Below are 26,164 nucleotides of genomic sequence, written 5' to 3'. Positions count from 1 at the left end.
ATCTCTCCAAACGGCTGTTACCTGCAGTTTTTATCTTCGAAGACGTTTATCAATCAGTGCTAAATATTTCATCCCTGATTGATCGAAAATATTTTCGGCTCGCTCAATTTTCAGGGCTGAATGAGTTGCATTTGCTAAACTTGGAAGAGCGCTTGCAACTCCTACTAATGTGTTTTCAGAGGCTGTAAATCCTATTGCACCACTTAAAAGACCACAAACAGTTCCAAATAAAATATTTCCAAATTGGCTCTCGTTCATTTTTGCGGTAAGTTCTTCTTTTCGAATATTTAATTCATTTAGGATTTCTCCAAATTGCGCAGAATCCTGTTTGACATTTTTGTCAAGAGTAATTATTTCAATTCTATTTTTGAACGCATTAAGCAAATCTCCATGTTTATCTTTAAATCGTCTCAGCCTGTTTAAATCTATATTTTCAGGAAATGGGATTAGTTCTTTTAGAATTGTATTCCTTTTATTAATTGACTCAGTTCGTTGCGTCAAGTATGCAGTTATTCCAATCTGGTCTGTCGTTGGCAACATTTCCAAGTCAGCACTTAATTGACCTGCTAAAGATTTCATTAATAAATTAGCTACTGTTTTCTCAACTTTGAACCAATTCCCATATTGATGCTCTGCCAAACCGAGTTGCTGAAGTGAATAAAAAATTTCACTCTCGAATTTCTCTCCATGTATGTTAATTCCTGAAAATTTTTGATTGTTAAGCATCGCTTGATTGACTCTTGCGCTTTGCGATCTTTTCTTTAGACGTTTCTCATGTTTTAAAACATAATTCCTAAAGTTCGCTGAAAATTCAAAAGGATTTTTCAGTGAAATCATAGGGTCTATTGGATTTACCAATCCCGCTTGAACTAACTCAAGCATAAACGGGTCGAATTGATTTTCTGGGTTATTAATGTATTCTCTTGGCACTATTGATCCAACTGTGTCGTAGTAAAGTAAACTTCTTAAAGTCCAATCTGTTCTGGGCAGATTTATATATGGATAATAAAGGATGTCATTCATAGTAGTTAGGTTCTTGAGTCTACGTTAAAATTGCAGGTAACTAGTAAATAACATCAAATATATACATCTTTTCACGACTTTTGTAGTCAATAAATCGGTTTTTTCTTATTATTTTTAACAACTAGAAAGCATTAGAAGTAAACTCAATATTTTTATTTAATAAACAAAAATGACTGCTCCCTGTATATCTCATTTCTTTCTATTCTTCCAGCTATCATTAAGATGCTTGTTTTTCATATGCTCATAAAACTTTTCTCTCAGGTAAAGACCTAGAAGCCAAACTACAATTACCCCTATTATTTCATACCATTCCATAGTTACTATAAATTTGATTAAGTGTCAAACCCATATTTTTATGGAGTTAGATGCAAATAGTATAGTACGTAATTCCGGAATTGAATACCATAATAAAGTGTTTTTCATAAAAATGCCCCCAATAAGTGTCTAACTTTTTGGGGGCAGTCTTTAGGCATCTTTTTAATTAACTATCTAAATAAATCTTTAATATCTACTTTCAATACTTTAGCAATTTTTAGCAATGTTTTTATAGTTGGATTTGTTTGACCTTTTTCAATTCTACGTATTTGATTTTCTGATAAATCCACCTCCAAAGCTAATTTATCTTGAGAAAAGGCTGTAGACTCTTCTCTAATTTTTCTAATAGTCAAACCAAGTTTAACAATTACTTTATTTTGTTCTTCATTTTCCACATCATAAAATTCTATCATTATTATAAAATAAAAGCACACATATATGTTTGGTTAAATATTTTTGTTATATTTGTATTTGAATTAATATATTTGCGTTTCTTCAAATACAACATTGAAGCATTCGCTTTGAATTTCGTCTTAGAAAACTGGTAATTTTAAAAGGAACGAAATGATAAGTACGATGCTCACGTCCCATGGCGTGGGCTCACTTATTGTTCCCCGGTATACCAGTACCTCTAAGGCAGTAAGCTGAGTTCCATGCCATTTTTTATGGCCAATATTTTGGCATTACTCAACTTCATTCTTAGCGCCTCTTCATCGTTTTCATAGTCTCGCAGTAAACTAACCGCTAAAACAACCACGCCTATGAACAAAATAAAGCTACCTCCTTAAAAAACCAACGCCGTAGCGTTAACCGTGGTTACTGTCACTAAACCACAACAATCTCAGTCTGGAAAACGGCCTTTTCTAAACTGGTGTGCAAGACCTATGCCAATTTTAAACCGATAACCGCCTTCTCGATACTATTTTATAAAAATGCTATCACTATTTTATAAAATCACTCGAAGTGACGGAAATCCACCATAAACTCATAACTAAATAACTGCCTATGATGAAATAAACTTGTACTACTGCTAAAAAACACCTGCACCGCCAAGATTCTTTGAGCAAAAGATCACATAATTTAATTTGAATTTAGTATTACAGGTGCAGGATGTTTTATTAGTGAATAGTGTCCTTCGACAAGCTCAGGATGATAGTGAGTGGTGAGAAGTGAATAGCATTGAAGAAAGAAGAAAGATTCAAGAGTAAAGAAGGCAGTGGTCAGAGTTCAGAAGGCAGTGATCAGACAACAGACATCCCATAACAGACATCCCATAACAGAATACTTAATAACCTACAAAAATTGTGAAGATGAAATATTACAGACAAATACAAGCCTTATTAATACTAGCATTTATAACTCTTATATGCCTTTGGATTTATGATTGCGGAAGTTTTTAAAGAACTAAAAACAGCGCATTAATTAAAATTTATTATTACGGGTGTAGCATATTTAGTAGCAATAACAACTCATAACAGAAAACCCACAACAGACAACAGAATAGCCTATGACAGAATAAAAATCAAAAAAACGAAGTGCCTCGGTACCTCAACACAAAAAAAGACTCTCTACTCCTGTCGTCAAACTAAATAGAGAGCCAAAATCCAATAAAACTAACGTTTCATTAAACTAAACCAATATTATGAAAAATATTTCATTAATCAAGGTGATAAGGACAATGGTGTATTCCCTTATTTTAGGGTTGCACTTATTCTTAAACCCTGTCCTAGCCCACAGCGGCATAGGTATTTCAAAATTTAAACTACAAACCCACCAAGTTAGCGGAACGGTTTCAGATACTAATGGCGCATTACCAGGAGTAACTATCACCATAAAAAGAACGAATACCGCCGTTATTACTGATTTTGATGGAAAATATCTAATAAACGCTTCTGCTACAGATACGCTGGTCTTTTCCTTTATGGGTTACAAGACTAATTATGTAGCAATAAAGGGCCGTAAAATTATTAATGTTCTACTACAAGAAGATGCCACTGCGCTTCAAGAAGTCAAAATCAATGCTGGTTATTATTCGGTAAAGGAGAGTGAACGCACGGGAAGTATTGCCAGAATCACGGCAAAAGATATTGAAACGCAACCAGTCAACAACCCTCTCGCCGCTATTCAAGGGCAAATGTCTGGAGTAAACATAACCCAAGCCACAGGCACACCTGGCAGTTCATTCAGCATACAAATCCGTGGTACCAATTCCATCCGTGCCGAGGGTAACGATCCTTTATATATTGTTGATGGCGTACCCTATCCTTCCCAATCATTAGGTGTTGCTGATTTTACCAATAGCATCATGCCTGGCTTGGTTACACCACTCAACAGCATCAACCCTGCCGATATCGAAAGTATTGAGGTATTAAAGGATGCCGACGCTACGGCAATCTATGGGGCCCGTGCTGCTAACGGTGTCGTACTAATTACTACCAAGAAAGGCAAGGCAGGCACTACCCGCTTTAGCTTCCAGGCGTACACCACTACCGGTGAGGTCACTCGTAAGGTCAATCTGCTCAACACAGAGCAATACCTGTCCATGCGTCAGGAAGCGTTCGCCAATGACGGCATCCAAACATACCCTGCAACTGCATACGACATCAACGGTACCTGGAATCGGTCAAGATATACAAACTGGCAAAAGAAACTTATAGGTGGTACCGCCTTCATTAACAACATGCAGGCATCGGTATCAGGCGGCTCAGCTAATACCCAGTTTCTGGTAAGTACTACTTACCGCCACGAAACCACCGTATCACCTGGTGATGCACACTACAAAAAAGGAGTTATACACAGTACTTTTAGCCATCGTTCTGAAAACGAACGTTTCAAAATATCTTTATCTACAGATTATACTACCGACAACAACAAACTACCTGGCATCGACCTCACTCGTTATGCCTATACACTTCCGCCCAATGCCCCAGCCCTCAATGACAATGAAGGAAACCTCAACTGGGAAAACGGTACATTCGATAATCCACTAGGATTCCTAAAAGCGATGTATAGCAACAGGTCACAAAATCTAATCTCCAATGCACTATTATCTTACAAGCTTTTCTCTCAATTGGAATTCAAAACAAGCTTAGGTTACAACAGTACTAATTTCTCAGAAATTAGAACAAAACCCAGCACAATGTACAATCCTTTTGATGGCTACGATAGTACCGACTCCCATAGCTTTAATAACAAAGGCTCCAGAAATTCATGGATCATAGAACCGCAGTTGGATTGGAAAAAAAAATTCAATCGAATAAACATAAACATACTGGCGGGAACAACATTCCAAAACCAGCAACAGCAAACCTTGGCCTTACGTGGCATAGGATTTGCAAGCAATGACCTCATCAATAGCATTGCTGCCGCCACCACCATTATCGTACTCAATGATGCTATTACTGACTACCGATACAATGCAGTGTTTGGACGTATCAATGGTATCTGGGACGAAAAGTATATTCTAAACCTCACAGGCCGTCACGACGGCTCCAGCAGGTTTGGCCCAGGAAAACGTTTTGCAAATTTTGGTGCCATTGGTCTCGCATGGATCTTTTCAAAGGAAACCTTGATAAAAAAGATTGAAAACACACTTAGCTTTGGCAAGCTTCGGGTTAGCTACGGCATTACAGGTAATGACCAGATTGGCGACTACCAATTCCTCGACACCTATACCACAACCGCCAATCTCTATGATGGCATTGCAGGCATTCAGCCATCAAGACTCTTCAATGCCAACTTTGGTTGGGAAACCAATAAAAAACTAGAAGTGGCATTCGAACTGGGCTTCTTCAAGGACAAGATATTCTTAACTGCAGCGTGGTTCAAAAATAGCTCATCCAACCAATTGGTCGGAGTTCCACTACCCGGCATGACAGGCTTCCCTACCTATCAGGCCAATTTAGATGCTACAGTAGAGAATACTGGTTTTGAACTAGACTTTAGGTCAACGAATTTCCAATCTAAAAATTTCAACTGGACCACATCACTAAACCTTAGCATACCAAAAAATAGGCTGCTCTCTTATCCTGACCTCGAGGCATCACCTTATGCCAACACTTTTGTGATTGGTCAATCTTTAAACATCCGCAAACTGTATCATTATACCGGAATTGACCCAAATACCGGAAATTATACGTTTAAAGATTATAACGGTGACGGACTGATAACCAACACCGAAGATAGAAAAGCTTTCCTTGATAGCAGTCCGGAATTTTTCGGTGGCCTATCTAACCAATTATCCTATAAAAACTGCTCATTAGATTTTTCGTTCCAGTTTGTAAAGCAAAAGGGTAACACGATTCTCTCTGCCTTTCCTATTACCGGATCCATGGCCAACCAAGCTATCGAAGTGCTAAACCACTGGCCACAAGACGGCACCACAGCCACAGTTCAGCAGTATACAAGCGGTGCCAATGCACCAGCAACGGCAGCCTTCTACAACTATATAAGCAGTGATGCCATAATTACAGATGCGTCCTTCATCAGGCTTAAAAACATCAGCCTAGCATACACCATCCCAAGCGTTGGATTACAAGGATCTACAATCAGAATATACCTCCAAGGACAAAACCTTTTAACATTCACAAAATACAAGGGACCCGATCCCGAAAACAGAAGTTTCAGTTATCTCCCACCATTGCGACAACTGACCTTGGGCTTACAGTTAACCTTTTAAAAAATCATACCAATGAAAACATACATCCATACAATAGCACATGTCCTTCTTGCTTTCACTGTAATACTTCTTTGCTCTTGTGAAAGCTTTACCGAGATCGATATGCCACAAAACCAATTGACAAGCGAGTCTGTATTCAACGATCTGAGCACAGCCAATGCAGCTCTTTCAGACATCTATTCTAGAATCAGGGACGAAGGTGTGTCCTCAGGTAGCCTTACCAGCCTTACTCCACTATTGGCTAACTATGCCGATGATCTCACTTTCTATGGTACCAATGTCAACATACAAGCTTACAACAACCACACAATAAACCCTTCCACCCCCTATTTATCTAGGCTCTGGAAATCCGCCTATAGCCAGATTTATGCTATAAATAGCTTGATTGAGGGAATCAAAAGCACTAAAAGCATTGCTGGAATAGAACACAATAGGGTACTAGGGGAGGCAATCTTCCTAAGGGCTTATCTACATTCATTTCTGGTCAATATGCACGGTGATATCCCCTATGTAACGTCCACAAACTATGCTATTAACAAAAGCATCAGCAAAACTCCTGTAAAAGAGGTGTGGGCAGCCATTATAACCGACCTTAATTTGGCAGAAGAACTGCTAACCGACAACTACCCCACCAAAGGAAGAGTACGCCCAAATAAGGGTACAGTAAAGGCGATGTTAGCTAGGACAAACCTATATACAGAGAATTATACAGCAGCTGAGGCAGCGGCAACAGCCGTAATCAATAATCCACAATATATCTGGGTCAACGACCCTGCCTTAGAATTCCTGAACAACAGTTCAGCAATAATCTGGTCTTTACATCCAGGAATTGTGGGGGTGAACACGGTTGATGCCAAGAACTTCAATTTCACAAGTGGCCCGCCTTCAAAAGCCACATTATCACTAGATTTACACAATGCTTTTGAGACGGCTGATCTTCGAAAAACACTCTGGATTAAAACCGTTACCTCTGGAAGTAATAGCTGGTACCAGCCATTCAAATACAAAAAAACGACCAATACGGGAACTTCGGTAGAAAACACGATTCTTTTTCGCTTGGCAGAACAATATCTCATTCGCGCAGAAGCAAGAGCTAGAATAGGTAATATCATCGGGGCACAATTGGATTTGAATAAGGTACGTAACCGCGCAGGCTTGAACAACACAACGGCCAACACGGAAGCAGCATTAATAGTTGCCATAATCAACGAACGTCGTTTTGAATTCTTTACCGAACAAGGACATCGTTGGTTTGACCTTAAACGTACTGGAATGTTAAGCCAGAGCTTAAAAAACATCAAGCCAGGGTGGCGCGAAACAGATATCCTACTCCCCATCCCAGAATCCGAAATAAGCCTTAACCGCAACCTGCTACCCCAAAATCAAGGATACTAATGAAAACTTTCAATAGAAATATTCTTCTTGTTCTTGGGCTCTTATGGGGATTTTTAGTTTTTTCACAAACCTCATTGCAACAAATAACTACTGCCGACTATCCAAAATGGGGGACATTGCAAGAGGAACTTCTCTCGCCCAATGGCCAATGGGTCTCCTATGCCATACGTTACGATAGCGGACAGGACACTACTTTTGTCCGTAACATCCGTACGGGACAAACATTCAATTTCCCTTTAGCCATCAAAGCTGTTTTCGCTTCTGATGGCAAACAATTAGTCGCTGACGTTCCCGGAAAAGGCATAATCTTACTCAATCTAAAAACCGCAACTACCTTATGGTTAGAAAAAGTAATACAGTACGAGTTTTTAGAAGATAATCTCATCACAATACAAAAAGGCAGCTCTGCTAATGACTTAATTATTTATTCCAGCGCACAAATAAAGCAGAAAATCTCAAATGTTACTAGTTTCAAAAAGGCTTCCAACGGACGCTTAGCCGTCATTGGTAAGGGGTTTATTTCTATTCTGAATGCCAACAATTGGAAAGAAACCTCCGTTGCAAAAGATGTTCATTCAAGTTTCCTATTACCGGTATGGAATGCAGCAGGAACTAGCCTCGCCTTTATAAAAAAAAATGGAATAACAAGTAGCAACCTAGCAAATAACACGGTATGCCTGTATGACGTTTCAACTAGTCACCTAAAGATCCTAAATAGAACACACTCAGAACAGTTGAACGGCTATGAGATTATTTCAAGTATAGTTTCGCCCTTGCTACTTGATGACACAGGATCAGTGGTATTCTTTTACGTAAATGAACCGCAGCCACAGCTCAAAAGCCCAAGCTTAGTAGAAGTTTGGGACACGGAAACCCCTTTCGAATTTCCAGTTCAAAGGACTTATGGTCACGGAGGACACTTACCAAAATTGGTAGCTTGGCATACCAATACCGAAAAAATCACCATGCTCGGCACCAACGAGAGACCTTCTGTAGAGTTAACCTCCGATAGAAAATATGCCCTTTCATACGATCCAGCTCAGTACATAAAAAAGGATGAAAGCGATCAATTAGTGGATTATTACATTACCAACATCCTAACAGGAAATCAAAAACCCTTTCTCTCGAAACAATCAACTGCACCATTCACAATGGCCTCATCTCCCAATGGTAGATACATCAGCTATCCCCGTAAAGATGGATGGTACATTTACGATATCTGGAATGAAAAAAAAACTAAAATTATAGCTATAGATTCTACTTTCAAAAGTAGCGGTTGGTCCTCAGACAACCAGAAGCTGATCCTTTATGATGAACATGATGTGTGGCTACTAAGTCCCGATGGATTGCATAAACAAAGGATAACCAATGGCCACGAAAACGACATGCGTTATGAAGTATACGAACAGCTGTATCGCAAGGACGGTTCTTCACATCCGGCTGATTTCAAATCAAGAACTATTGACCTGTCAAAGGACATTATTCTAAAAGCAATAGATACAAATATGAAAAGCGGCTACTTTATCTGGAACAAAAACAAAGGACTTACCAAATTGATATTTAAAGACAGTAAGATCGACCGTTTGCAAGCAACTGCAGATGGAACAACCTACATGTTTATGGAACAATCGGCTATCTTACCTCCAAAATTGCTCTGTCTTTCAAATCAAAAGCGAAAACCCGTCACAGTTTTCCAGTCCAATAAGCATTCCCTAAAATATGCCCAAAATAGGGCAGAACTGATAACATACTGCAATCCAACTGGAAAAAAACTATCAGGAGTGCTTCTTTATCCTACAAACTACAAGGAAGGAAACCACTACCCTATGATAGTCAAAGTCTATGAAAAACAGTCAGCTACCTTACACACCTACTACAATCCTACTATGTTCGATAATTCTGGATTTGTTCCTTCCAACTATACCAATGATGGCTATTTTGTGTTACTTCCCGATATTATATATGAAATCGGAAATCCCGGAAAATCAGCTGTGGTCTGTATAGAAGCATCTGTAAGGGCAGTAATAGAAAAAGGCAAAGTAGATAAAAACAGAATAGGACTAATAGGGCACTCTTTTGGTGGTTATGAGGTTGCATTCACTGTTACCCAATCAGCTTTGTTTGCCGCAGCTGTCTCTGGTGCTGCTGTTACCGACCTCATCAGTAGTTACCTCAGCTTGGGAACTTCAAGTGGTAATGTGCGTTTTGACAAGTTCGAAACCCAGCAATACCGCTTGGGTAAAGACCCTTTCTCCAGAACGCAAAATTACTTAGATAATTCCCCCGTCATTCATGCGGCTCATATCAATACTCCTTTGCTAAGCTGGACTGGTATGAAAGATAAGAATGTAGATTGGAAACAAAGCCTAGCATTGCATCTGGCTTTAAGACGGCTAAAGAAGGAAAATATCCTCTTAGTATATCCCGATGAAGGGCATGTATTGAAAAACCTCGAGGCACGTTCAGACTTGTCAGTTCACATTCGCAATTGGTTCAGGAAATACCTAAAAAAATAAAAAATCAATGCCGGTAACCTCCAAGGCTCCGGCATTGACTTTTAAATTAATTAAAAACTAGAGAATACGCCACAACTCATCTGGACAGGAAGTTCCTCCTACCATTTTGTAAAGTTGTTCGCTGCCTTGCGTACAAGGAACATTATTATCAACGTCCTGACACAACTCGTCGGTTTCAGTACATTCATCATTATTTACCTTAATATGTCCGATAAATTGTGTAGCACTGCGGCTTTCTGCTGGAGTGTTGAAAGCAAATGCACCAAAAATTGCAAAAGCAAAAGCCAGCATAGGCAAAACTGATTTAAAAAATCTACTTTTCATAATATAAAAATTAAGTTATTAACCTACTCTTTTCCAGGTTTTCGGTCTTTTCCCTGATACTGCGCAGTATATTTTACAGCAATCTCTCACTGTTTATTGTATCTCTTTTCTCATTTTATAAACTACTAAATGGGAGCCAGCCAGTAAAACGATTTTGTTATCCATCACCTGAAAGTCGCGCATCTTTTTTTGCTGCCTATCATGCAGGTAAAAACTATACACATAACTGAAATCCGTACAATCATAAACATCAATAATTGATGCCTTCTTCCACATTTCTCTGGGTTCAAACTGCCCTATCTGGGCTGAATTGACAAACAGATAGTTCTTGTAGATTGCTGTCAGTCTGTTCACCTCCCTAGCTGGCGATGCTATCTTACTTCCTTTGATCGACTCCACATATTGGACTTTTATTCGTACACGACTTGTGGTATCAATGGTGTGACCTATCTGCTTTCCTTCAAGCGAGCTATTGGTCAAAAAATAAGTATTCCTATACCGGTATGTATAAACCAACTTGTCAAGTGTTGCATTATAATTCAGCATACCACCCGTATCAAAAATACCATCGACCTGTTTTTCCAATAGCGAATCATTGAGCTTGACTATCGTACTATCTCCCCTACTAAGCAAGCCTAACAACTGTTCTTTAGTAGTACTACTCAATGCCCTGATTGCAATACTACCACTATCAATAGGAACAAATGCATTAAAATAGGCGGTTCCTTCCGTCCAAATGCTAGCTTTCCAATCCCGCACATGTCCCCAGTATATAAATGGTGCCGTACCATCAGCCAAATAAAAATACGGAGGTTGCACCACTACTTTTAACGTCTTGTACAGGCGGTCGGGATCAGGCACTTTGATAGAAAAATCTTGTCGACTTTGCAATACAGTATCCAACACGCTAACAGTTAGTGGCGAATTATGATTACTGAGATAGATTCTTCCTCCACCCATTCCGGCAATATAATGCGAACTATGCTTAAGGTCAAGTGTTTTGTACTTCTCTACTGGATGGTGTGGAAATCTTCTAGTAAAATTGTTTCGATGCTGCATCATATCTTCTGACAATATGAAGAGTACAGTAATCAAGACCGTGCCGCCAGTTAGACATAACAGTAAACAATAGACGTGCTTCCTAATCGTATATTTACTTACTGTTGATTTTAAAAAGACACCAGTGACTGCCAGCAAGACAAAAGTGACATTAAAAATCAAATGATTCTTCCATGACAATTTTTCAAGGATACCTCCACAGGAACATGGGACAAAAGGACTAAAATTTAAGATTATAATGATGTAAGTGGTAAACATAGTCATGAGTCCGAACGAAGCATATAAAGACACTAACCTAAAACGTCTTATAGCCAACCCCACAGCTATAATAAACTCAATTCCGAGAACTATATAAGATACAGGTCCAGCAAAAGCACTCAACAAAGGCGACTGCCCCAACTGGACCTGAAAGTTTTCAAAATCCAACAGCTTACTCACTGCCGCATAGACAAATAGCAGTATGTATAACAAGCAAATTGTTTCTATAATTCTACTCTTAATTGTCTCATTTAATTTCATATCACTTATCATTTTGAGTTAAACGAATTGGATTCTAAAATTCCAGAATATTAGAGAAGCTCTCATCCAAATTTTGATATACTAGTAGTCCTTCATTATATTTAAAACATTAACTATTATTGCTTTACCAAAATTAAAGTTGTTTTTTTTATAACATGTTATCAAAATCAAGCCAAAAATGTTCAAAATCAAGCCATTTTTCATAAATAATGAAGTAACAAAAGAAGATTGCGACAAAAAAGAATCTATAAAACTAAAATGCCAAATAAACTTCATCAGTTCATTTGGCATTCATTTGCTTTTAATTATACAATGTATTCTACTTATTGGTCCCACTGAAAGCATTTAATTTTTCGCTTAATTCTATAAGTCCGGCTTTCTGAAGACACTCCTCTCCTACCAGTTTTAATTCCTGTAGATTTTCTTCTGGAATGCTTGTCAAAAGACTGGATCCTTTTTCATCTTCTTTAGCCGATAATCCACGTTCAATAACATGGTTTAATAAAAGCACATTTTTCCGCGAGATTTTCAAATCAATCTTCACTAATTCATTCATGCCAGGGATACTTAATATAGTATCAAAAACCTTGGCTACATCATTTGTTGTTAGCATAATCTTCCCGTTTTTAATTAATAATTTACTAATCCAAAAATAGGAAGCTTGCATCAATTTATCCTAGTCAAAATATGATGAGGATTGGACAAGGACATTAGCTTCTTTACTTTAGTAATCGAAATCTGAATTATGAACCTGATAAAATGAGTGTTATGAATTTCAGCAGCAATAGCTTTACAATAGAACAAGCCAAAGCATTAGATATGATTCAATATTTATCGTCTTTAGGCTTTGAACCCATTAAAATAAGAAACAATGACTATTGGTATTTATCTCCTTTAAGGGTTGAAAAAGAGGCTTCATTTAAGATTAATCGCAGATTAAATCGTTGGTACGACCACGGAATAGGAAAAGGCGGCAACCTTATTGATTTTGGAATATTATATTTCGATTGTACCATCGCTGAATTACTGCAAAATTTAAATGGCAATCTATCTCTTCAACAGCCAATAATTTACGCTAAAAATGACAGTGTTATACACGAACATAAAATTAAAATACTGAAAGATACCCCACTTACCTCCTCTTCGCTTTTACGCTATCTCGAACAACGAAGAGTTCCAGTAGAAATTGCCCAACAATTTTGCAGGGAACTTAGCTATTCTCTAAATAGTAACTCCTATTTTGGAATTGGTTTCAAAAATGATTTAGACGGCTTTGAAATTCGCAATCCCTATTTCAAAACATGTAGTTCTCCCAAGGCTATAACTACCTTCGAAAATGGCAGTGATGAAGTTCTTGTTTTTGAAGGCTTTATTGACTTCCTATCCTTTAAAGCGATGACCAAAAACCTTCCCGAAAAGGGTCAGGATTTTGTCATTTTAAATTCCGTTTCATTTTTCGAAAGAGCACGTCCTTTTATGGAAAATCATCAATCGATTCGGCTTTATCTCGACCGAGATGAAACAGGAAAAAGCTACACTAGCAGTGCCCTTTCTCTGAGTACTAAATACAGAGATGAAAGTTCCCTCTATCAAAACTATAAAGACCTTAATGATTGGTTTATGAATTTCGGAAAATTAGAAAAAAAGCATTTCGAGCAAAAACACATATAGTACTCCTATTCCAGTTTGGTCTTAAATTATCTCTTGAAAAAATAATTTATAGTATAGGAAACTCAATAAATTGGGATTGACATTAAAATTAGCTAAAAGATTGCAACGTTCCTGCAATCGGCCAGATGTCCGGTTGTATCACAACCGAATCTGGCTGCCCTATCACTCGGAACTCGTGGGCAGTGATACTGGAAGGATAAAAGTGCCTGAAAGCAACAAAATGAAACCTTACGAGTTCACAAATACCAAAAAGAAAGCGAAATTAATACGCAAAATAAGAGATGATGGAAGAGCAAAACAAGAACCGCACAAAATGGCTTCACTTGCGTTTGAAGCCTGACGAATACCAAAAAATATTTAGTAAATTTAGTAAATCGACTTGCCGAAAACTGAGCGAATATGCCCGTAAAAAACTCTTGGACAAAACTGTTATAATAAATTACCGCAACCAATCGCTTGACGAATTAATGACAGAGATAATACGGTTGCGGGCTGAACTGAACGCCCTAGGAAACAACTTAAACCAAGCAGTCAAAAAACTACATAGCCTTCAGCAAATCCCCGAAATTAAAGAATGGATTATCAGCTATGAACTTGATAGAAAAATTCTTTTGAATAAGGTAGATGAGACCAAAAAACACATTCAAAAAATAGCAGAAAAATGGTTGTAATCATAAAGACAGGACATTCGATACACGGCATTTTTAATTATAATGAAAACAAGGTAAAGCAGGGTGTGGCTGAATGTATTGGTGAAGGAAATTATCCTGTCGATGTGGATAAAATGAACCTCAACATAAAACTAAACAGATTGCTAAAACAAGCTAGTTTAAATGATAATGTAAAGCGTCATAGTGTACATATTTCATTAAATTTTGATCCTTCAGAAATAACATTATCCAAAGAGAAACTGATGGACATTGCCAATACTTATATGGAGAAAATAGGCTTTGGACAGCAACCTTATCTGGTGTACCAACATCATGACTCAGGACATCCACATATCCACCTTATTTCTATAAAAGTAAGAGAAGACGGAAGCAGGATTGATATGCAAAATATCGGTCGCAACCAATCTGAAATAGCAAGGAAAGAAATTGAAAAAAACTTTGGTCTGGTAGTTGCCGAAGGACGTCGGAAAAATCAGGATCTTGAACTCCGACCCATTGTCACGGGCACGATTCAATATGGCCGGATCCAGTCAAAAAAAGCAATCGAAAATGTGCTGGGCGCCGTGCTTTCATCCTATAAATATACAAGCCTTCCAGAACTGAATGCCGTACTAAAGCTATACAATGTTTATGCAGATCGGGGAAGTGAAAATTCAAGAATATTTCAAGCAAAAGGATTGGTATACCGAATACTAGATAGAAATGGAAAGCCTGTCGGTGTACCAATTAAGGCAAGTGATTTTTATAATAAACCAACTTTAAAGTTTCTGGAAGAAAAATTTATCCAAAACGAGCACAATCGAATCCCTCATAAAGCCAAGATAAAAAATGCGATTGATATAATTTTATTAGCGAAGAAAAAGCTATCTATTCAAGAAATTTTAAAAGCATTGGAAAAAGAAGGCATCAACGCTATCCTTCGTCAGAATAGTGAAGGCCTTTTATATGGGATCACTTATGTTGACCATAGAACAAAATGCGTTTTTAACGGCAGTGCTTTGGGAAAGCAATACAGTGCCAAAGCCATTCAGCAGCGCTGTAAATTAAATAGCAGTGGCGAACAAAAAATAGCTGGTCAAACTGAAAAATCAAGAACCGGTCCGCAGCTGTTCCGTTCTGAAGATTCCCAATGGAAAGAAACTTCTACTTCCCTTGCAGTTCTCGATCTAGGAAAAGCATTGGGTCAGTTGATGCAATCCGAACAGGCATCTGATTATTTGCCAAACCAACTAAAAACCAAAAGAAAAAAGAAGAAAAGAAAAGGACTTTCCGACAATCAATAAACTTTCAATTTATGGCGATGCAGACTGGAGAAAACGAACAAGCACTGAGAAAGATTCTGGATATGACCAGACTTATTAGCATCATTATTTTAATGTTACATTTTTACTATTACTGCTATGCGGCATTTCACTATTGGGGGTTCAGGAGCGAATTCAGCGATCGCATTTTGGGTAACATTTACAATACCGGATTGTTCAATAATTTCCATAAATCAAAATTATTCGCATTAGGCTTTCTTCTCATTTCACTTATGGGCGCCAAAGGACGAAAAGAAGAGAAACTGAATTATAAAACTGCATTTACTTACATAATAACAGGTTTTCTAATTTACTTTATTAGCTACTTTTCATTATTCCTAAAAATAGAAATAATAGAAGGAGCAATTGTATATAGTACCATTACCTCCATTGGTTTTTTGTTGATCCTTTCTGGTGGTACATTACTTTCACGAATTATTAAAAACAGACTGAACAGCAAAGATATTTTTAATACTGAAAACGAAACTTTTCCGCAGGAAGAAAGACTACTCGAAAATGAATACTCTATTAACTTACCTGCACAATATCATTTAAAGGAGAAACTGCGCAACAGTTGGATAAACATCATAAATCCGTTCCGTGCTTTGATGGTTTTGGGTACTCCTGGCTCCGGCAAATCCTACTTTGTAATACGACATGTAATTACTCAGCATATCCGTAAAGGCTTTACCATGTTCGTCTATGATTTTAAGTTTGACGATCTTTCTAAAATAGCATACAACACTTGGCTGAAATACAAACACCTATACCCTATAGAACCTAAATTTTATGTCATTAATTTTGATGACTTAAGCCGAACCCATCGTTGCAATCCTTTAGAGCCATCTGCCATGACAGATATTACCGATGCGGCAGAATCGGCACGTACAATCCTAATGGGATTGAACCGAGAATGGATCAAACGTCAGGGAGATTTCTTTGTGGAATCTCCTATTAACTTCCTGACCGCTATTATTTGGTATTTAAAAAAATACAAGGAAGGCCAATTCTGTACCCTTCCCCATGTCATCGAACTGATGCAGACAGACTATGACAATCTATTTACCTTACTTAGAACCGAAAAAGAAATTGAGGTATTGATCAATCCTTTTGTAAATGCCTACCTCAACGATGTCATGGAACAATTGGAAGGTCAAGTTTCTTCCGCAAAAATTGCAATGGCCCGATTATCCTCTCCCCAACTCTATTACGTATTATCAGGAAATGACTTTAATTTAGATATTAATAATCCTCAGGAACCCAAGATTGTATGCATGGGAAATAATCCCCAAAAAATTCAAATTTACGGTGCCGTTTTATCACTCTATGTCAGCCGTCTGCTAAAACAGGTTAACCAAAAAGACAAACAGAAAAGTAGTCTGATATTTGATGAATTTCCGACGATATATCTCAACAATATGGATAGCCTAATTGCCACGGCTCGGAGCAATAAAGTGGCAACTTGTTTAGGAATTCAAGACTTCAGTCAACTACGAAAAGATTATGGTCGTGAACAGGCTGAAGTAATCATGAACATCACCGGAAACATAGTTAGCGGTCAGGTTACGGGCGATACGGCAAAACAGTTATCAGAAAGATTTGGAAAGATTATGCAGGATAGAGAAAGCCTTTCTATCAACAGCGGGGATTCATCGATTAGCCGATCCAAACAGCTTGAATATGCCGTACCACCTTCTAAGATTTCTTCTTTAAGCTCTGGAGAATTTGTGGGTATGGTTGCTGATGATCCAGACTGCAAAATTCATTTGAAAGCTTTCCATTGTGAAATACTCAATGACCATCAAGCACTAAAAAAAGAACAAGATTCTTATAAAGAAATTCCCGTAATCCGCAAGCTGGATAACAACATGGTGCAACGAAACTACCTGCAGGTTAAACAGGATATTCAGGACATTATTCATTCTGAAATAGAAAGCCTATTGAATGATCCCGCATTATCGCATTTGGTGTTAAAGAAATAATTCTATCTTTTATTTAGAAAAACAAAAACTAAACTGCATCCAATTAAATAACAAATGATTATCAAGTTAAAAAAGTCTACTCATAAAAAAAGCATAAATTAATAGCAATTACCTACTGAAAACATCTCTAAATTGATACAACAAACGTTCAATCAATCGTAGATCTTCAGTAACAATATCGGCCGTACCTTGCATTTCTTGCTGAAAAAATATTCGCTTTTTATATGAAGTTTCTATTCCTTTTGGCAGACTAACATCAATTAATAAATTCCCAGCTGTATCGGGAATTAATGAGATGTTTTTTACGACTCCTTTCACGATTCCAAATTCTCGTTCAGGATAATTAGCTAATCTAATATTAACTATTTGACCCACTTTTATTTTACCTGAATTTAAGGCTACTGCTTTCACCTTACCAATGTATCCATTCTCATTGTTGGGAATAATAGAAAAAACATTATCTCCAGCTGTAACAGATTGGTTATCTGTCCAAATCTGTATAAAAGAAACTTTTCCATTTATAGAAGAACGTAAAACATAATTTAATTCCCAATCCTTAATAGCTTTTTTGAGTTGAAAAAAGGCTTGTATAACATTGCGCTCTAGGTTTACATTCTCTTTACTTTCATTTATTTCGGTGGCTTTACTACTTCTGTTTAATTCGTTTAATGATGATTTCAAAGACGAGACTGTACTTAACAAACTTTTATATCCTTTTTCAGATTGCAAATAGGTTAATTTATGTTTTTCTAATTCTTGTAAGGCGATAATTCCTTTACTAAAAAGGCCTTGATAACGTTCTAAATCAAGTTTGCCAAGCTCTAATTCCTTTTGGTTGATACTTTTTTGTGATTCAAGTAAGCTCAACCTTTCCTTTAATTGAATAGCTTCTATACTATTTGCAATACCTTCTACCTTATAAGGCTGTAATTTTCTATTTAATTTATTTGCCGAATACTCTTTTTGAAAAACGGCAAAAGCATTTTCAATATCACCTAATTGTGCCGATTTCAATTTATCAAAAGGGAATTCTTCTCTATCGATGTTAATAGTATCAATAATACTTTTTAGAAAAAAAACGGTTCTGTAATTAGATGAATTTTCAATAACGGCAAGTGGTGTGTTTTTAGATATATTTATCCTGTCTTTGACCAGAATAGCTTCAATTCTTCCAGATGTTTTGGCTACCAGTTTTTCAGGTGGAATATTTGTAGTGACGATAATTTGTGTTGTAATAACATCTGGATATTTAAGAAACCATGCCGTAAAGAAAAGCATCATGATAATTCCAAAAATCAAAACCGTTCCCCAGCGTATCATCCAATGTGGAACACGTGTAAGTATATCTTGCACTTCCTCACTTCTCAATTCGAATGTAGTACTATTTTCAGCCATATTATTAATTCCCTAGTTGCAATTGATTTCTAACCAATTCAAAATAATTCCCTTTTTGCTCTACCAACGCAGAATGACTCCCTATTTCGATAATTTTTCCTTTATCAAGTACAACTATTTGGTCAGCGTTCATCACTGTACTTAATCTATGGGCAATTACAACAACCGTTTTATTCTTAAAAAAAACATCAAGTTTACCCATTATTTCTTTTTCATTATTAGCATCCAATGCTGAAGTAGCTTCATCAAAAAACAGCATTTCAGGATTTTTATACACTGCTCTGGCAATAAGTAATCGCTGTTTTTGTCCTGTGCTCATCCCTACTCCTTCCGAACCAATTTTGGTATTGTAACCCAAAGGCAAAACCGAAATATATTCTTTAATATTGGCAACATCAGCGGCATAAATCAATCTTTCTTTATTAATACTATCTACTCCTACAGCAATATTATTAGCAATAGTGTCATTGAAAATAAACCCCTCTTGCATAACCGCACCAATATTTGCACGCCAGGATTTCTGAGCTATGTTTTTAAGTTGGGTATTCCCTAAGTTAATTTGGCCCTTGTCAGGATCGTAAAATTTAAGCAATAGTTTCATTAAGGTGGTTTTTCCGCTACCGCTCACCCCGACAATAGCAGTCACTTTATGGGCAGGAATGGTCAAGTTTAAGTTTTCCAGAACAGGAATATCCGAACCCAAATAACGATAGGAAAGATTTTCTATCTTAATATCCTCATCTTTTGGAATATCATGAGTTTGATGCATCTCTTGTTGCGTTTCATCTTCTTTATCATGAATTTCAGATAAACGTGCCAATGATATTTTAGCATCTTGTACCTCACGCACAAACTCGATAAGTTGCATAATAGGACCATTTAAACTCCCAACTATAGAGCTAATCGCTAACATCATTCCCAAAGTAATTTGACCGTCAATTACCAATTTTGCAGAGAGAAAAATAATAAAAATATTTTTTAGTTCGTTAATTACAGACGAACCAATGGTTTGCGTTTGTTCCAAAACCAAACCTTTTATTGAAACTCGAAACAATCTCGCTTGGACATATTCCCATCCCCAACGCTTTTGTTTCTCGGCATTATGCAATTTTATTTCCTGCATGCCATTGATGAGTTCCATTACTTTACTTTGCTCTTGAGAAACTTCTGCAAATCGTTTGTAGTCCAAGGCTTCCCTACGTTTAAAAAATAAGGTTATCCAACCGAAATACAATAAGCTACCGGCAAAAAAAACAAAAAATATCTGTAAATTATAATACGCTAAAACCCCACCCATGATAAACATATTGATAGCCGAAAACAACACATTCAATGATGAAGTTGTAAGTATTCTCTCAATACGACGGTGGTCATTAATCCGTTGCATAATATCCCCTGTCATCCTCACATCGAAAAAAGAGATGGGTAAATTCATTAATTTAATAAAAAAATCCGAAATCAAGGAAATATTAATTCGAGTAGAAAGATGTAATAGTATCCAACTTCGGATAAGTTCCAATCCAGTTCTTCCAGCAAACAGAAACAATTGCGCAAACAAAACCAAATAGATAAAATGAATATTCTGATTTTGAATTCCTACATCCACAATACTTTGCGTCAAAAAAGGAAAAATAAGCTGCAATAAACTACTGGCAAACAAACCAACACTTAACTGGATCAAAAAGGACTTGTATCGCAATACATATTGAGATAACAGACCAAAACCCAAGCCTCTCTTTTCTTCTTTATCAAATTTGGATTGGAAGAATTTTGGTGTTGGCTCCAGTAATAAAGCAATACCTTCCTCAGTTACTTCATCTGCATTATTGCCAATCCAGAATTTAATGAAATCCTTTTGGTTATACTCGATCAACCCAAAGCCGGGATCTGAAACAAAATAAATACCTTTCTTAATTTTGGACAAAACAACATAGTGATTATTATTCCAATGTAATACACAAGGTAATGGTGCTTCTTCTATACTTTTTAGATTAAGTTTCACCCCTAATGTACGAAAGCCTATTTTCTCGGCGGCATCGCTTAAAAACAACAGATTACTGCCTTCGCGTGTGGTTTCGCTAAAATTACGTAACTCTTGAATTTTTATTGTTTTACCATAATACTTGGCAATGATTTTTAAACAAGTAGGACCACAGTCTTTGGAATCTGCTTGCATGTAAATAGGGAACTTTGTCATTACTAGACTTATTTTAAAAAAGTAACCAGTTTACAACATCTTTAAAAACATCATCCCAATGATAGGATTCTTCAATTAAATTTCCACTTTTATCATATTTTTTTTTAAAATAATTATGATCTAAATCTGGATAAGCATTAATTTTTAGATCATTATCTCTCAACAAAAAAGGCAACAAATCACCATGTGCTGATGCAGCAACATCATCTGTCCCATAAACAACAAGTATTGGATTTGAAAATTTTTTTAAACTTTCAAAAGCAAGTTCACTGTTGTAGCTCATCCAATTATACAACTCTATATTCTTATTATACTTTTCGATATCATTTCCAATATTTTTATAATCTTCTAATAAAACATTAATATTTGATTGAAAAATTGAGTCGCTAGAGTGATTAAAAGATAGAATCCGCTCCTTAATAATTTCCTCTGTAGTCCTATTAAAAGGGTCGGCAGACATACAAACAAGTTTTTTAATTATTTTATTATTTTCAGATAATTTTGCAGCCACTCTATATCCTTCGGAATGACCTACTACAAAAACAGCCTCTTTTTTAACCCAGGGTTGATTATACAAAAATTCTATAACAGCTTTGGCTTGATTAGTTCTATATTTGAGATTATTATATTTTTCATAATATAGAAACGATTTTCCATTTTCATCTAAAAAACCAGTTTTGTGTTTTTCATATTCCAGTACCAAGGGTATTCCTTTTCTTGAAATTAACACAAAATTAAATTCATCTCTATATTGCTCTATATCAAATGGTAATATAGTTTTAGCCACACCATTCTTTAAATAAATCAAAGGTATTGGCATTGAGCCCTGAAGAAAAACAATGATTGGTTTTGCTACATTATTGTCAATTTGAGAACTTAAAAACACAACCGTGTCATTTTCTAATCTTATTTCATTTTTATTAAACCCAACTTTTCTTATATAAACTAAATCTTTTTTTTGGGAATAGACTTTTAATGTAAATATTTGTAGAAAAAAAAGTAACAATAACAATATGATTTTTTTAAACATTTATGGTAATTTGTTTTATTATTTCAAAATAATTTAATGGTTCAATTTTTGTTTTTTCTATTATATTTTTTGGAATATTTTCCAATATTTTGTTTTGAATATGACATATAATTTTCACTATTTCATTACAATAGATGGAAGGATTATCAAACTTATTTTCTTGAGAGTATCTATGCCCTAAATAGCCCCCTCCACATATAGATTCTATCGGACATTTTTCACAAACAGAAGATAATTCATTATGTGCATTATAATATAACTTTGCAAGTTGGTCTCCCTCAAAAATACTACTCAATTCATCATTCAAAACATTATAATTAGTCTTTGTAAAACCATTACCACAAATTCTTAGTGTATCAACCGTTTCAATACTACCATCAGTTTCTATGACTAGCGTATCGTTAATGCCTTTTCCAAAGATTTCAGACCCCTTGTTTTTTCCTAAAATTAAACCTATAAGCTCGTCAAAAGGTTTTATAATTGGTTTTGAATCCGACTTGTCTTCATACCAAGAATTAAAAAGTTCAATTAACCAATCCCCTATTTTTGGGACTGACTCTTTAGTCGCGGTAAGGTAATTAAAATCCTGAAATAAAAAACTAACCGAATGAACGTCCAAATTTTTGAAATGTGTATATACATCAAATGGAACTTCATTGGTATCTATTACACATAGAGAATTTGAATATGTTTTTCCATAAATGGATTTCATTATATTAAATCCATTAATTATTTCATCATAGGAACCTTTACCATTATGGTATACCCTATTTAGATTATTAGAACTCGGAGTTCCATCAAGACTAATGCCAATTTGAATATTTAAACGTTTAAGCAGTTTGCACCACTCATTATCTAAAAGAACACCATTTGATTGCATTGAATAATCAATTTCAATATGTTTAGGAATAATTTTTTTTACAGATTCAATAAAATCAAGATAAAAATCTTTTCCAATCAAGAGGGGTTCCCCGCCGTGAAAAATAATTAAAAATCTTTCTAATTTATTTCTTAAACAATGATTTTTTATCTTTAACAACATTGCTTCAACTATGTCTTTTGACATAAATTTTGGCTGCAACTTATAACTGTCGTCCCCCATATTATACATATAACAATAAGTACAATTAAGATTGCAACGACTAGCTACTTTTACGACTAAATTTGTAGTTCTCATAGATTAAATAAAAAAACACGAACAAATACTCATCCGTGTTAATAAAAGTTATTATTATTTTTAAGAGCGAACATAAGTGCTTTCGGAGTAAACGGATTTATAGTATATACCATTTTTAGTATATCCTCCCTCCCCATCATCAACACTAAGATCTTGTCCTCCGATTATAGTTTTCATTTGACTTTTATTTAAAGCGTCAAAAATTAAACTTAAATTCTCTGAGGATTCTGCTTTAGTTAAAAAATGTTTCTTTACTTGCTTTTTCATCTTTTCTGTTTCTTTTAGATTATTAATAAATATTTTTTTTACTTTATAAAATTACCGAAGCAATCATTTTATTCAATCTACCACGTGCACTTGGTTTTTTAGCAACAATGAATGTAAGATAATTCTATATTAAAAGTATAAATAAGAAGTGAAACGCAGATATGGCAAGAACGAACTTTAACAAATGAGGCGGTTTTTAAGCAAAAAGTGTTAACAATTAAAGAAGTATCCTTTACAAATCCTCGCTAATTTCTTCTTCAGCTAAATTGAAATCATCCATTAAATCAAAAGTACGAACTTATAAAAAACAGAAAATTAAGCAAGATTCATTTTACTTATATTCATTGGTAATCATCTTTCGTTTTAAATCCTGTTTCTAAATTCAATAATAATGTTTGAAACTTTATTTTCAAGGATTTCATTCTGATGAAATTTATATTTTTCAATAATTTTATGACTCAATTCCATATACAGCAAGATTGTATTTTCTATTGATTGAAATGAATTCTTCTTATCATCAAAAACAAATGTCTTTCTTAACTTGGATTTTATATTTTCGTTTGCCCATTCATAAACTCCTTTACCTTTACAAAGAAGATTGGTTGTATTTTCAAAAGAAAACATATACCATTCTATTAATTCAATGAGTCTTCTTTTTAAAATATTCTCATAAATTGTAATTCCATAATACAACTCATTTCCAACAACCAACCCGATTGCTTTAAATGCCGATTGCCAAAATTCATTATAGTTTTGATAGAATTTTTCTTTGTCAACTTGATAAAGAAAAGCATTGTGTTGCTGGTCATCAAAATAATTAGAAATTTCATTTACAATTGAAGTAACATTGCCTTTGTCGTAAATGATAGCATGTTCATTCCTTACATAATGATAAAAAGTTCTCAATCGATTATTTATTTCCGAGTTAACATTTTTAGGTATAATTCCACCAAGATTATATTTCTTCAAGTTAAAATATAGACTTGCCTTCTTTAATTCGGAATAATCTATTGGTATTATATCCAATATCACACAATTAAATAACATTACTCTTGAGATCATAACATTTTCAACAGCATTACTCATGTTCAATTTAGAAATTGGTGTACCAATTTCTAAAAGCCAATTGTCATTCTCAGATAAATACTTTTTCGGATTTTTAGTAATAAAGAAAACATTAATATTTGGAAAGGCATCTTTTGCGGTTATTGAGCCTAATACTATAGTTCCATAAATATCGTCACTATTTTCACTTAACAATTTCAGTTTTTTAACCGTTGCTTTTACCATTGGCTTAATTCCCTTTACTCTTTATTACTCTTTATACTATTTTATACAACTTATAAATCGAATCTATAAATTGCAAAAAGAGTATAAAAGTATAAGTAAGAAATAACATAAAGATAGAGAGGCAATAACCTTTAACAAATGTTGTAGTTTTTAAGCAAAATATGTTAAAATTACGGAATACTAAATAATGCCTTACTTAATTCCTTTTTTAACCAAACTGGAATTATTAGCTAAATCATTAGCATTTTCATTTTAGCAATTGTATCTGCATATCACCTATACAAATTTAAATCACTCAACCTAAACTACTTAAAACCTATTGATATATACTTCAACTTAAGCCGCAATTTTTCCTTTACGAAATTTCCCCACTGCTTCAGCATGCCTTTCTACTTGCACTGAATTTAAAAAAGCTATTCCAATAAAAATAATTGAGTAAATCATTATAATAGTAAGCGGTCTTTTTTCCATAAAAAAATCAATTTTGAATATAATTATTCGAAAATAATGACTTGTTTATTGAATCTAATATCTCATTTTCAACCTTTAACAAATGAGGCAGTTTTTAAGTAAACTGTGTTAAAATTACGAAATATTAAACAAAGCCTTGTTTAATTGCTTCTTTAACCAAACTGGAGTCCTCAGTTACATCAAAAGCAATTTTCATCTTGATAATTCGTTTCTGGATGGCACTCCCTGAGATATTGATAATTTTCTCTAACTCTTTAATTTTAAAACCTTTCGACATAAACATTAAGATTTGTCGGTTATGATCTTCAACCATCAATTCCCTCTTCCATATATCAGTAATACATTTTTTTACTAAAGGGCTTTGATACTTATTGCCTTTCATTACATCAGTTACTATCTCCACAATATTATCGGGAGTTATATCATTCTTAATAATTAATCCTTCTGGTTGTATTTTTCTTGAAATTTCATAAATGATAATGATCTCCGTATGAGCCGTCACCATGATGATTTTACAACCAGGCATTTCTTTTCTAATAAAGAGGGCCAAATCACCTCCTGACGATAAAGATTGCTCTTCATAACCAGGTAATCCCCTATCGATAATCGCCAAATCAAAAAAAGAAGGAGACGCCGAGCTAGCCTTCATAATGCTATGGTAAGCTTCTTCGCAGCTGTAAGCCTTTTGAAAGTTTAAATGGACTTTTTCCAATCCGCATTTCATGAGTGCATTTTCATATCCTTGAACGGTCATCGGATGATCATCAACTAAAAGTATATTCATGAATTATTCAAATTAAATATTAACAAAATAGGCAGTTTTGCAACCCCAGAAAAAAAATTGGCTTCTATAAATTGCAGGAAATTAATTCAATAATTCCTA

General features: G+C 35.3%; 19 protein-coding genes. 7 read left to right on the top strand and 12 right to left on the bottom strand.

Annotation, left to right across the window (positions count from 1 at the left end; all coding sequences use genetic code 11):
- Window positions 1-30: 30 nt before the first annotated feature.
- Together ACMDB5_RS09965 and ACMDB5_RS09960 are read right to left on the bottom strand one after the other, a co-directional pair.
- Window positions 31-1,023, bottom strand: a complete 993-nt coding sequence (locus tag ACMDB5_RS09965) for a kinase (protein WP_413998112.1) — start codon at window positions 1,021-1,023, stop codon at window positions 31-33.
- Window positions 1,024-1,508: 485 nt separating this feature from the next.
- Window positions 1,509-1,751 carry a helix-turn-helix domain-containing protein gene (locus tag ACMDB5_RS09960; RefSeq protein WP_413998111.1) on the bottom strand — a complete coding sequence of 81 codons (243 nt, stop codon included), beginning with the start codon at window positions 1,749-1,751 and terminating at the stop codon, window positions 1,509-1,511.
- A gap of 1,229 nt (window positions 1,752-2,980) precedes the next feature.
- On the opposite strand from ACMDB5_RS09960, the gene ACMDB5_RS09955 reads away from it, so the two are divergent.
- The 3 genes from ACMDB5_RS09955 to ACMDB5_RS09945 are packed head-to-tail and all read left to right on the top strand — an operon-like array spanning window position 2,981 to window position 9,927.
- Entirely contained in the window at window positions 2,981-6,016 is a 3,036-nt protein-coding gene (locus ACMDB5_RS09955; protein WP_413998110.1) for a SusC/RagA family TonB-linked outer membrane protein, read from the top strand.
- A gap of 12 nt (window positions 6,017-6,028) precedes the next feature.
- Window positions 6,029-7,411 (top strand): RagB/SusD family nutrient uptake outer membrane protein, encoded by a 1,383-nt coding sequence (locus ACMDB5_RS09950; protein ID WP_413998109.1) that lies wholly within the window; start codon window positions 6,029-6,031, stop codon window positions 7,409-7,411.
- Window positions 7,411-9,927: an alpha/beta hydrolase family protein gene (locus tag ACMDB5_RS09945; RefSeq protein ID WP_413998108.1), complete on the top strand. Its 2,517-nt coding sequence runs from the start codon at window positions 7,411-7,413 to the stop codon at window positions 9,925-9,927. The genes ACMDB5_RS09950 and ACMDB5_RS09945 overlap by 1 nt, the downstream gene beginning before the upstream one ends.
- Window positions 9,928-9,984: 57 nt before the next feature.
- Here ACMDB5_RS09945 and ACMDB5_RS09940 read toward each other — a convergent pair whose 3' ends face one another.
- From ACMDB5_RS09940 to ACMDB5_RS09930, 3 genes are all read right to left on the bottom strand, one after another.
- The gene (locus ACMDB5_RS09940) at window positions 9,985-10,251 is read right to left on the bottom strand and encodes a DUF6520 family protein (protein WP_413998107.1); all 267 of its coding nucleotides are present in this window, start codon (window positions 10,249-10,251) and stop codon (window positions 9,985-9,987) included.
- A gap of 93 nt (window positions 10,252-10,344) precedes the next feature.
- The gene (locus tag ACMDB5_RS09935; protein WP_413998106.1) at window positions 10,345-11,829 is read right to left on the bottom strand and encodes a MauE/DoxX family redox-associated membrane protein; all 1,485 of its coding nucleotides are present in this window, start codon (window positions 11,827-11,829) and stop codon (window positions 10,345-10,347) included.
- 319 nt (window positions 11,830-12,148) lie between these two features.
- Window positions 12,149-12,496, bottom strand: a complete 348-nt coding sequence (locus tag ACMDB5_RS09930) for a hypothetical protein (RefSeq protein ID WP_413998105.1) — start codon at window positions 12,494-12,496, stop codon at window positions 12,149-12,151.
- Window positions 12,497-12,597: 101 nt separating this feature from the next.
- Between ACMDB5_RS09930 and ACMDB5_RS09925 the strand changes: the two genes are divergently transcribed.
- From ACMDB5_RS09925 to mobC, 4 genes are all read left to right on the top strand, one after another.
- The gene (locus ACMDB5_RS09925; protein ID WP_413998104.1) at window positions 12,598-13,500 is read left to right on the top strand and encodes a toprim domain-containing protein; all 903 of its coding nucleotides are present in this window, start codon (window positions 12,598-12,600) and stop codon (window positions 13,498-13,500) included.
- A gap of 284 nt (window positions 13,501-13,784) precedes the next feature.
- Window positions 13,785-14,171: a plasmid mobilization protein gene (locus tag ACMDB5_RS09920; protein WP_413998103.1), complete on the top strand. Its 387-nt coding sequence runs from the start codon at window positions 13,785-13,787 to the stop codon at window positions 14,169-14,171.
- Entirely contained in the window at window positions 14,162-15,454 is a 1,293-nt protein-coding gene (locus tag ACMDB5_RS09915; RefSeq protein ID WP_413998102.1) for a relaxase/mobilization nuclease domain-containing protein, read from the top strand. The genes ACMDB5_RS09920 and ACMDB5_RS09915 overlap by 10 nt, the downstream gene beginning before the upstream one ends.
- A gap of 17 nt (window positions 15,455-15,471) precedes the next feature.
- Window positions 15,472-17,454, top strand: a complete 1,983-nt coding sequence (gene mobC, locus ACMDB5_RS09910) for a conjugal transfer protein MobC (RefSeq protein WP_414000377.1) — start codon at window positions 15,472-15,474, stop codon at window positions 17,452-17,454.
- A gap of 108 nt (window positions 17,455-17,562) precedes the next feature.
- On the opposite strand, the gene ACMDB5_RS09905 is transcribed toward mobC, so the two are convergent.
- The 7 genes from ACMDB5_RS09905 to ACMDB5_RS09875 all read right to left on the bottom strand — a co-directional run bounded on the left by ACMDB5_RS09905 (window position 17,563) and on the right by ACMDB5_RS09875 (window position 26,065).
- Window positions 17,563-18,849 (bottom strand): HlyD family secretion protein, encoded by a 1,287-nt coding sequence (locus ACMDB5_RS09905; RefSeq protein WP_413998101.1) that lies wholly within the window; start codon window positions 18,847-18,849, stop codon window positions 17,563-17,565.
- A 4-nt stretch (window positions 18,850-18,853) separates the two neighbouring features.
- Window positions 18,854-21,046, bottom strand: a complete 2,193-nt coding sequence (locus ACMDB5_RS09900; protein ID WP_413998100.1) for a peptidase domain-containing ABC transporter — start codon at window positions 21,044-21,046, stop codon at window positions 18,854-18,856.
- A 13-nt stretch (window positions 21,047-21,059) separates the two neighbouring features.
- Window positions 21,060-22,076, bottom strand: a complete 1,017-nt coding sequence (locus ACMDB5_RS09895) for an acyl-CoA thioester hydrolase/BAAT C-terminal domain-containing protein (protein WP_413998099.1) — start codon at window positions 22,074-22,076, stop codon at window positions 21,060-21,062.
- Complete coding sequence (locus tag ACMDB5_RS09890) at window positions 22,069-23,253, bottom strand: radical SAM protein (RefSeq protein WP_413998098.1); 1,185 nt, start codon at window positions 23,251-23,253, stop codon at window positions 22,069-22,071. The genes ACMDB5_RS09895 and ACMDB5_RS09890 overlap by 8 nt, the downstream gene beginning before the upstream one ends.
- Window positions 23,254-23,883: 630 nt before the next feature.
- The gene (locus ACMDB5_RS09885) at window positions 23,884-24,810 is read right to left on the bottom strand and encodes an aminoglycoside 6-adenylyltransferase (RefSeq protein ID WP_413998097.1); all 927 of its coding nucleotides are present in this window, start codon (window positions 24,808-24,810) and stop codon (window positions 23,884-23,886) included.
- A 336-nt stretch (window positions 24,811-25,146) separates the two neighbouring features.
- Complete coding sequence (locus ACMDB5_RS09880; protein WP_413998096.1) at window positions 25,147-25,281, bottom strand: hypothetical protein; 135 nt, start codon at window positions 25,279-25,281, stop codon at window positions 25,147-25,149.
- Window positions 25,282-25,405: 124 nt separating this feature from the next.
- Window positions 25,406-26,065 (bottom strand): response regulator, encoded by a 660-nt coding sequence (locus tag ACMDB5_RS09875; protein WP_413998095.1) that lies wholly within the window; start codon window positions 26,063-26,065, stop codon window positions 25,406-25,408.
- Between the last annotated feature and the right edge of the window lie 99 nt (window positions 26,066-26,164).

The organism is Flavobacterium sp. W1B, from assembly GCF_047344965.1.
Lineage (GTDB): Bacteria > Bacteroidota > Bacteroidia > Flavobacteriales > Flavobacteriaceae > Flavobacterium.
Note: the sequence above shows the minus strand (reverse complement) of the source record. Positions and strands in the feature narration are given on the sequence as shown.

Coding starts and splice junctions, on each gene's coding strand:
- ACMDB5_RS09875 (WP_413998095.1), bottom strand. CDS start 26,065: ATGAATATACTTTTAGTTGATGATCATCCGATGACCGTTCAAGGATAT.
- ACMDB5_RS09960 (WP_413998111.1), bottom strand. CDS start 1,751: ATGATAGAATTTTATGATGTGGAAAATGAAGAACAAAATAAAGTAATT.
- ACMDB5_RS09965 (WP_413998112.1), bottom strand. CDS start 1,023: ATGAATGACATCCTTTATTATCCATATATAAATCTGCCCAGAACAGAT.
- ACMDB5_RS09935 (WP_413998106.1), bottom strand. CDS start 11,829: ATGAAATTAAATGAGACAATTAAGAGTAGAATTATAGAAACAATTTGC.
- ACMDB5_RS09925 (WP_413998104.1), top strand. CDS start 12,598: ATGAATTTCAGCAGCAATAGCTTTACAATAGAACAAGCCAAAGCATTA.
- ACMDB5_RS09930 (WP_413998105.1), bottom strand. CDS start 12,496: ATGCAAGCTTCCTATTTTTGGATTAGTAAATTATTAATTAAAAACGGG.
- ACMDB5_RS09940 (WP_413998107.1), bottom strand. CDS start 10,251: ATGAAAAGTAGATTTTTTAAATCAGTTTTGCCTATGCTGGCTTTTGCT.
- ACMDB5_RS09905 (WP_413998101.1), bottom strand. CDS start 18,849: ATGGCTGAAAATAGTACTACATTCGAATTGAGAAGTGAGGAAGTGCAA.
- ACMDB5_RS09915 (WP_413998102.1), top strand. CDS start 14,162: ATGGTTGTAATCATAAAGACAGGACATTCGATACACGGCATTTTTAAT.
- ACMDB5_RS09945 (WP_413998108.1), top strand. CDS start 7,411: ATGAAAACTTTCAATAGAAATATTCTTCTTGTTCTTGGGCTCTTATGG.
- ACMDB5_RS09920 (WP_413998103.1), top strand. CDS start 13,785: ATGGAAGAGCAAAACAAGAACCGCACAAAATGGCTTCACTTGCGTTTG.
- ACMDB5_RS09955 (WP_413998110.1), top strand. CDS start 2,981: ATGAAAAATATTTCATTAATCAAGGTGATAAGGACAATGGTGTATTCC.
- ACMDB5_RS09900 (WP_413998100.1), bottom strand. CDS start 21,046: ATGACAAAGTTCCCTATTTACATGCAAGCAGATTCCAAAGACTGTGGT.
- ACMDB5_RS09895 (WP_413998099.1), bottom strand. CDS start 22,076: ATGTTTAAAAAAATCATATTGTTATTGTTACTTTTTTTTCTACAAATA.
- ACMDB5_RS09880 (WP_413998096.1), bottom strand. CDS start 25,281: ATGGAAAAAAGACCGCTTACTATTATAATGATTTACTCAATTATTTTT.
- ACMDB5_RS09950 (WP_413998109.1), top strand. CDS start 6,029: ATGAAAACATACATCCATACAATAGCACATGTCCTTCTTGCTTTCACT.
- mobC (WP_414000377.1), top strand. CDS start 15,472: ATGCAGACTGGAGAAAACGAACAAGCACTGAGAAAGATTCTGGATATG.
- ACMDB5_RS09890 (WP_413998098.1), bottom strand. CDS start 23,253: ATGAGAACTACAAATTTAGTCGTAAAAGTAGCTAGTCGTTGCAATCTT.
- ACMDB5_RS09885 (WP_413998097.1), bottom strand. CDS start 24,810: ATGGTAAAAGCAACGGTTAAAAAACTGAAATTGTTAAGTGAAAATAGT.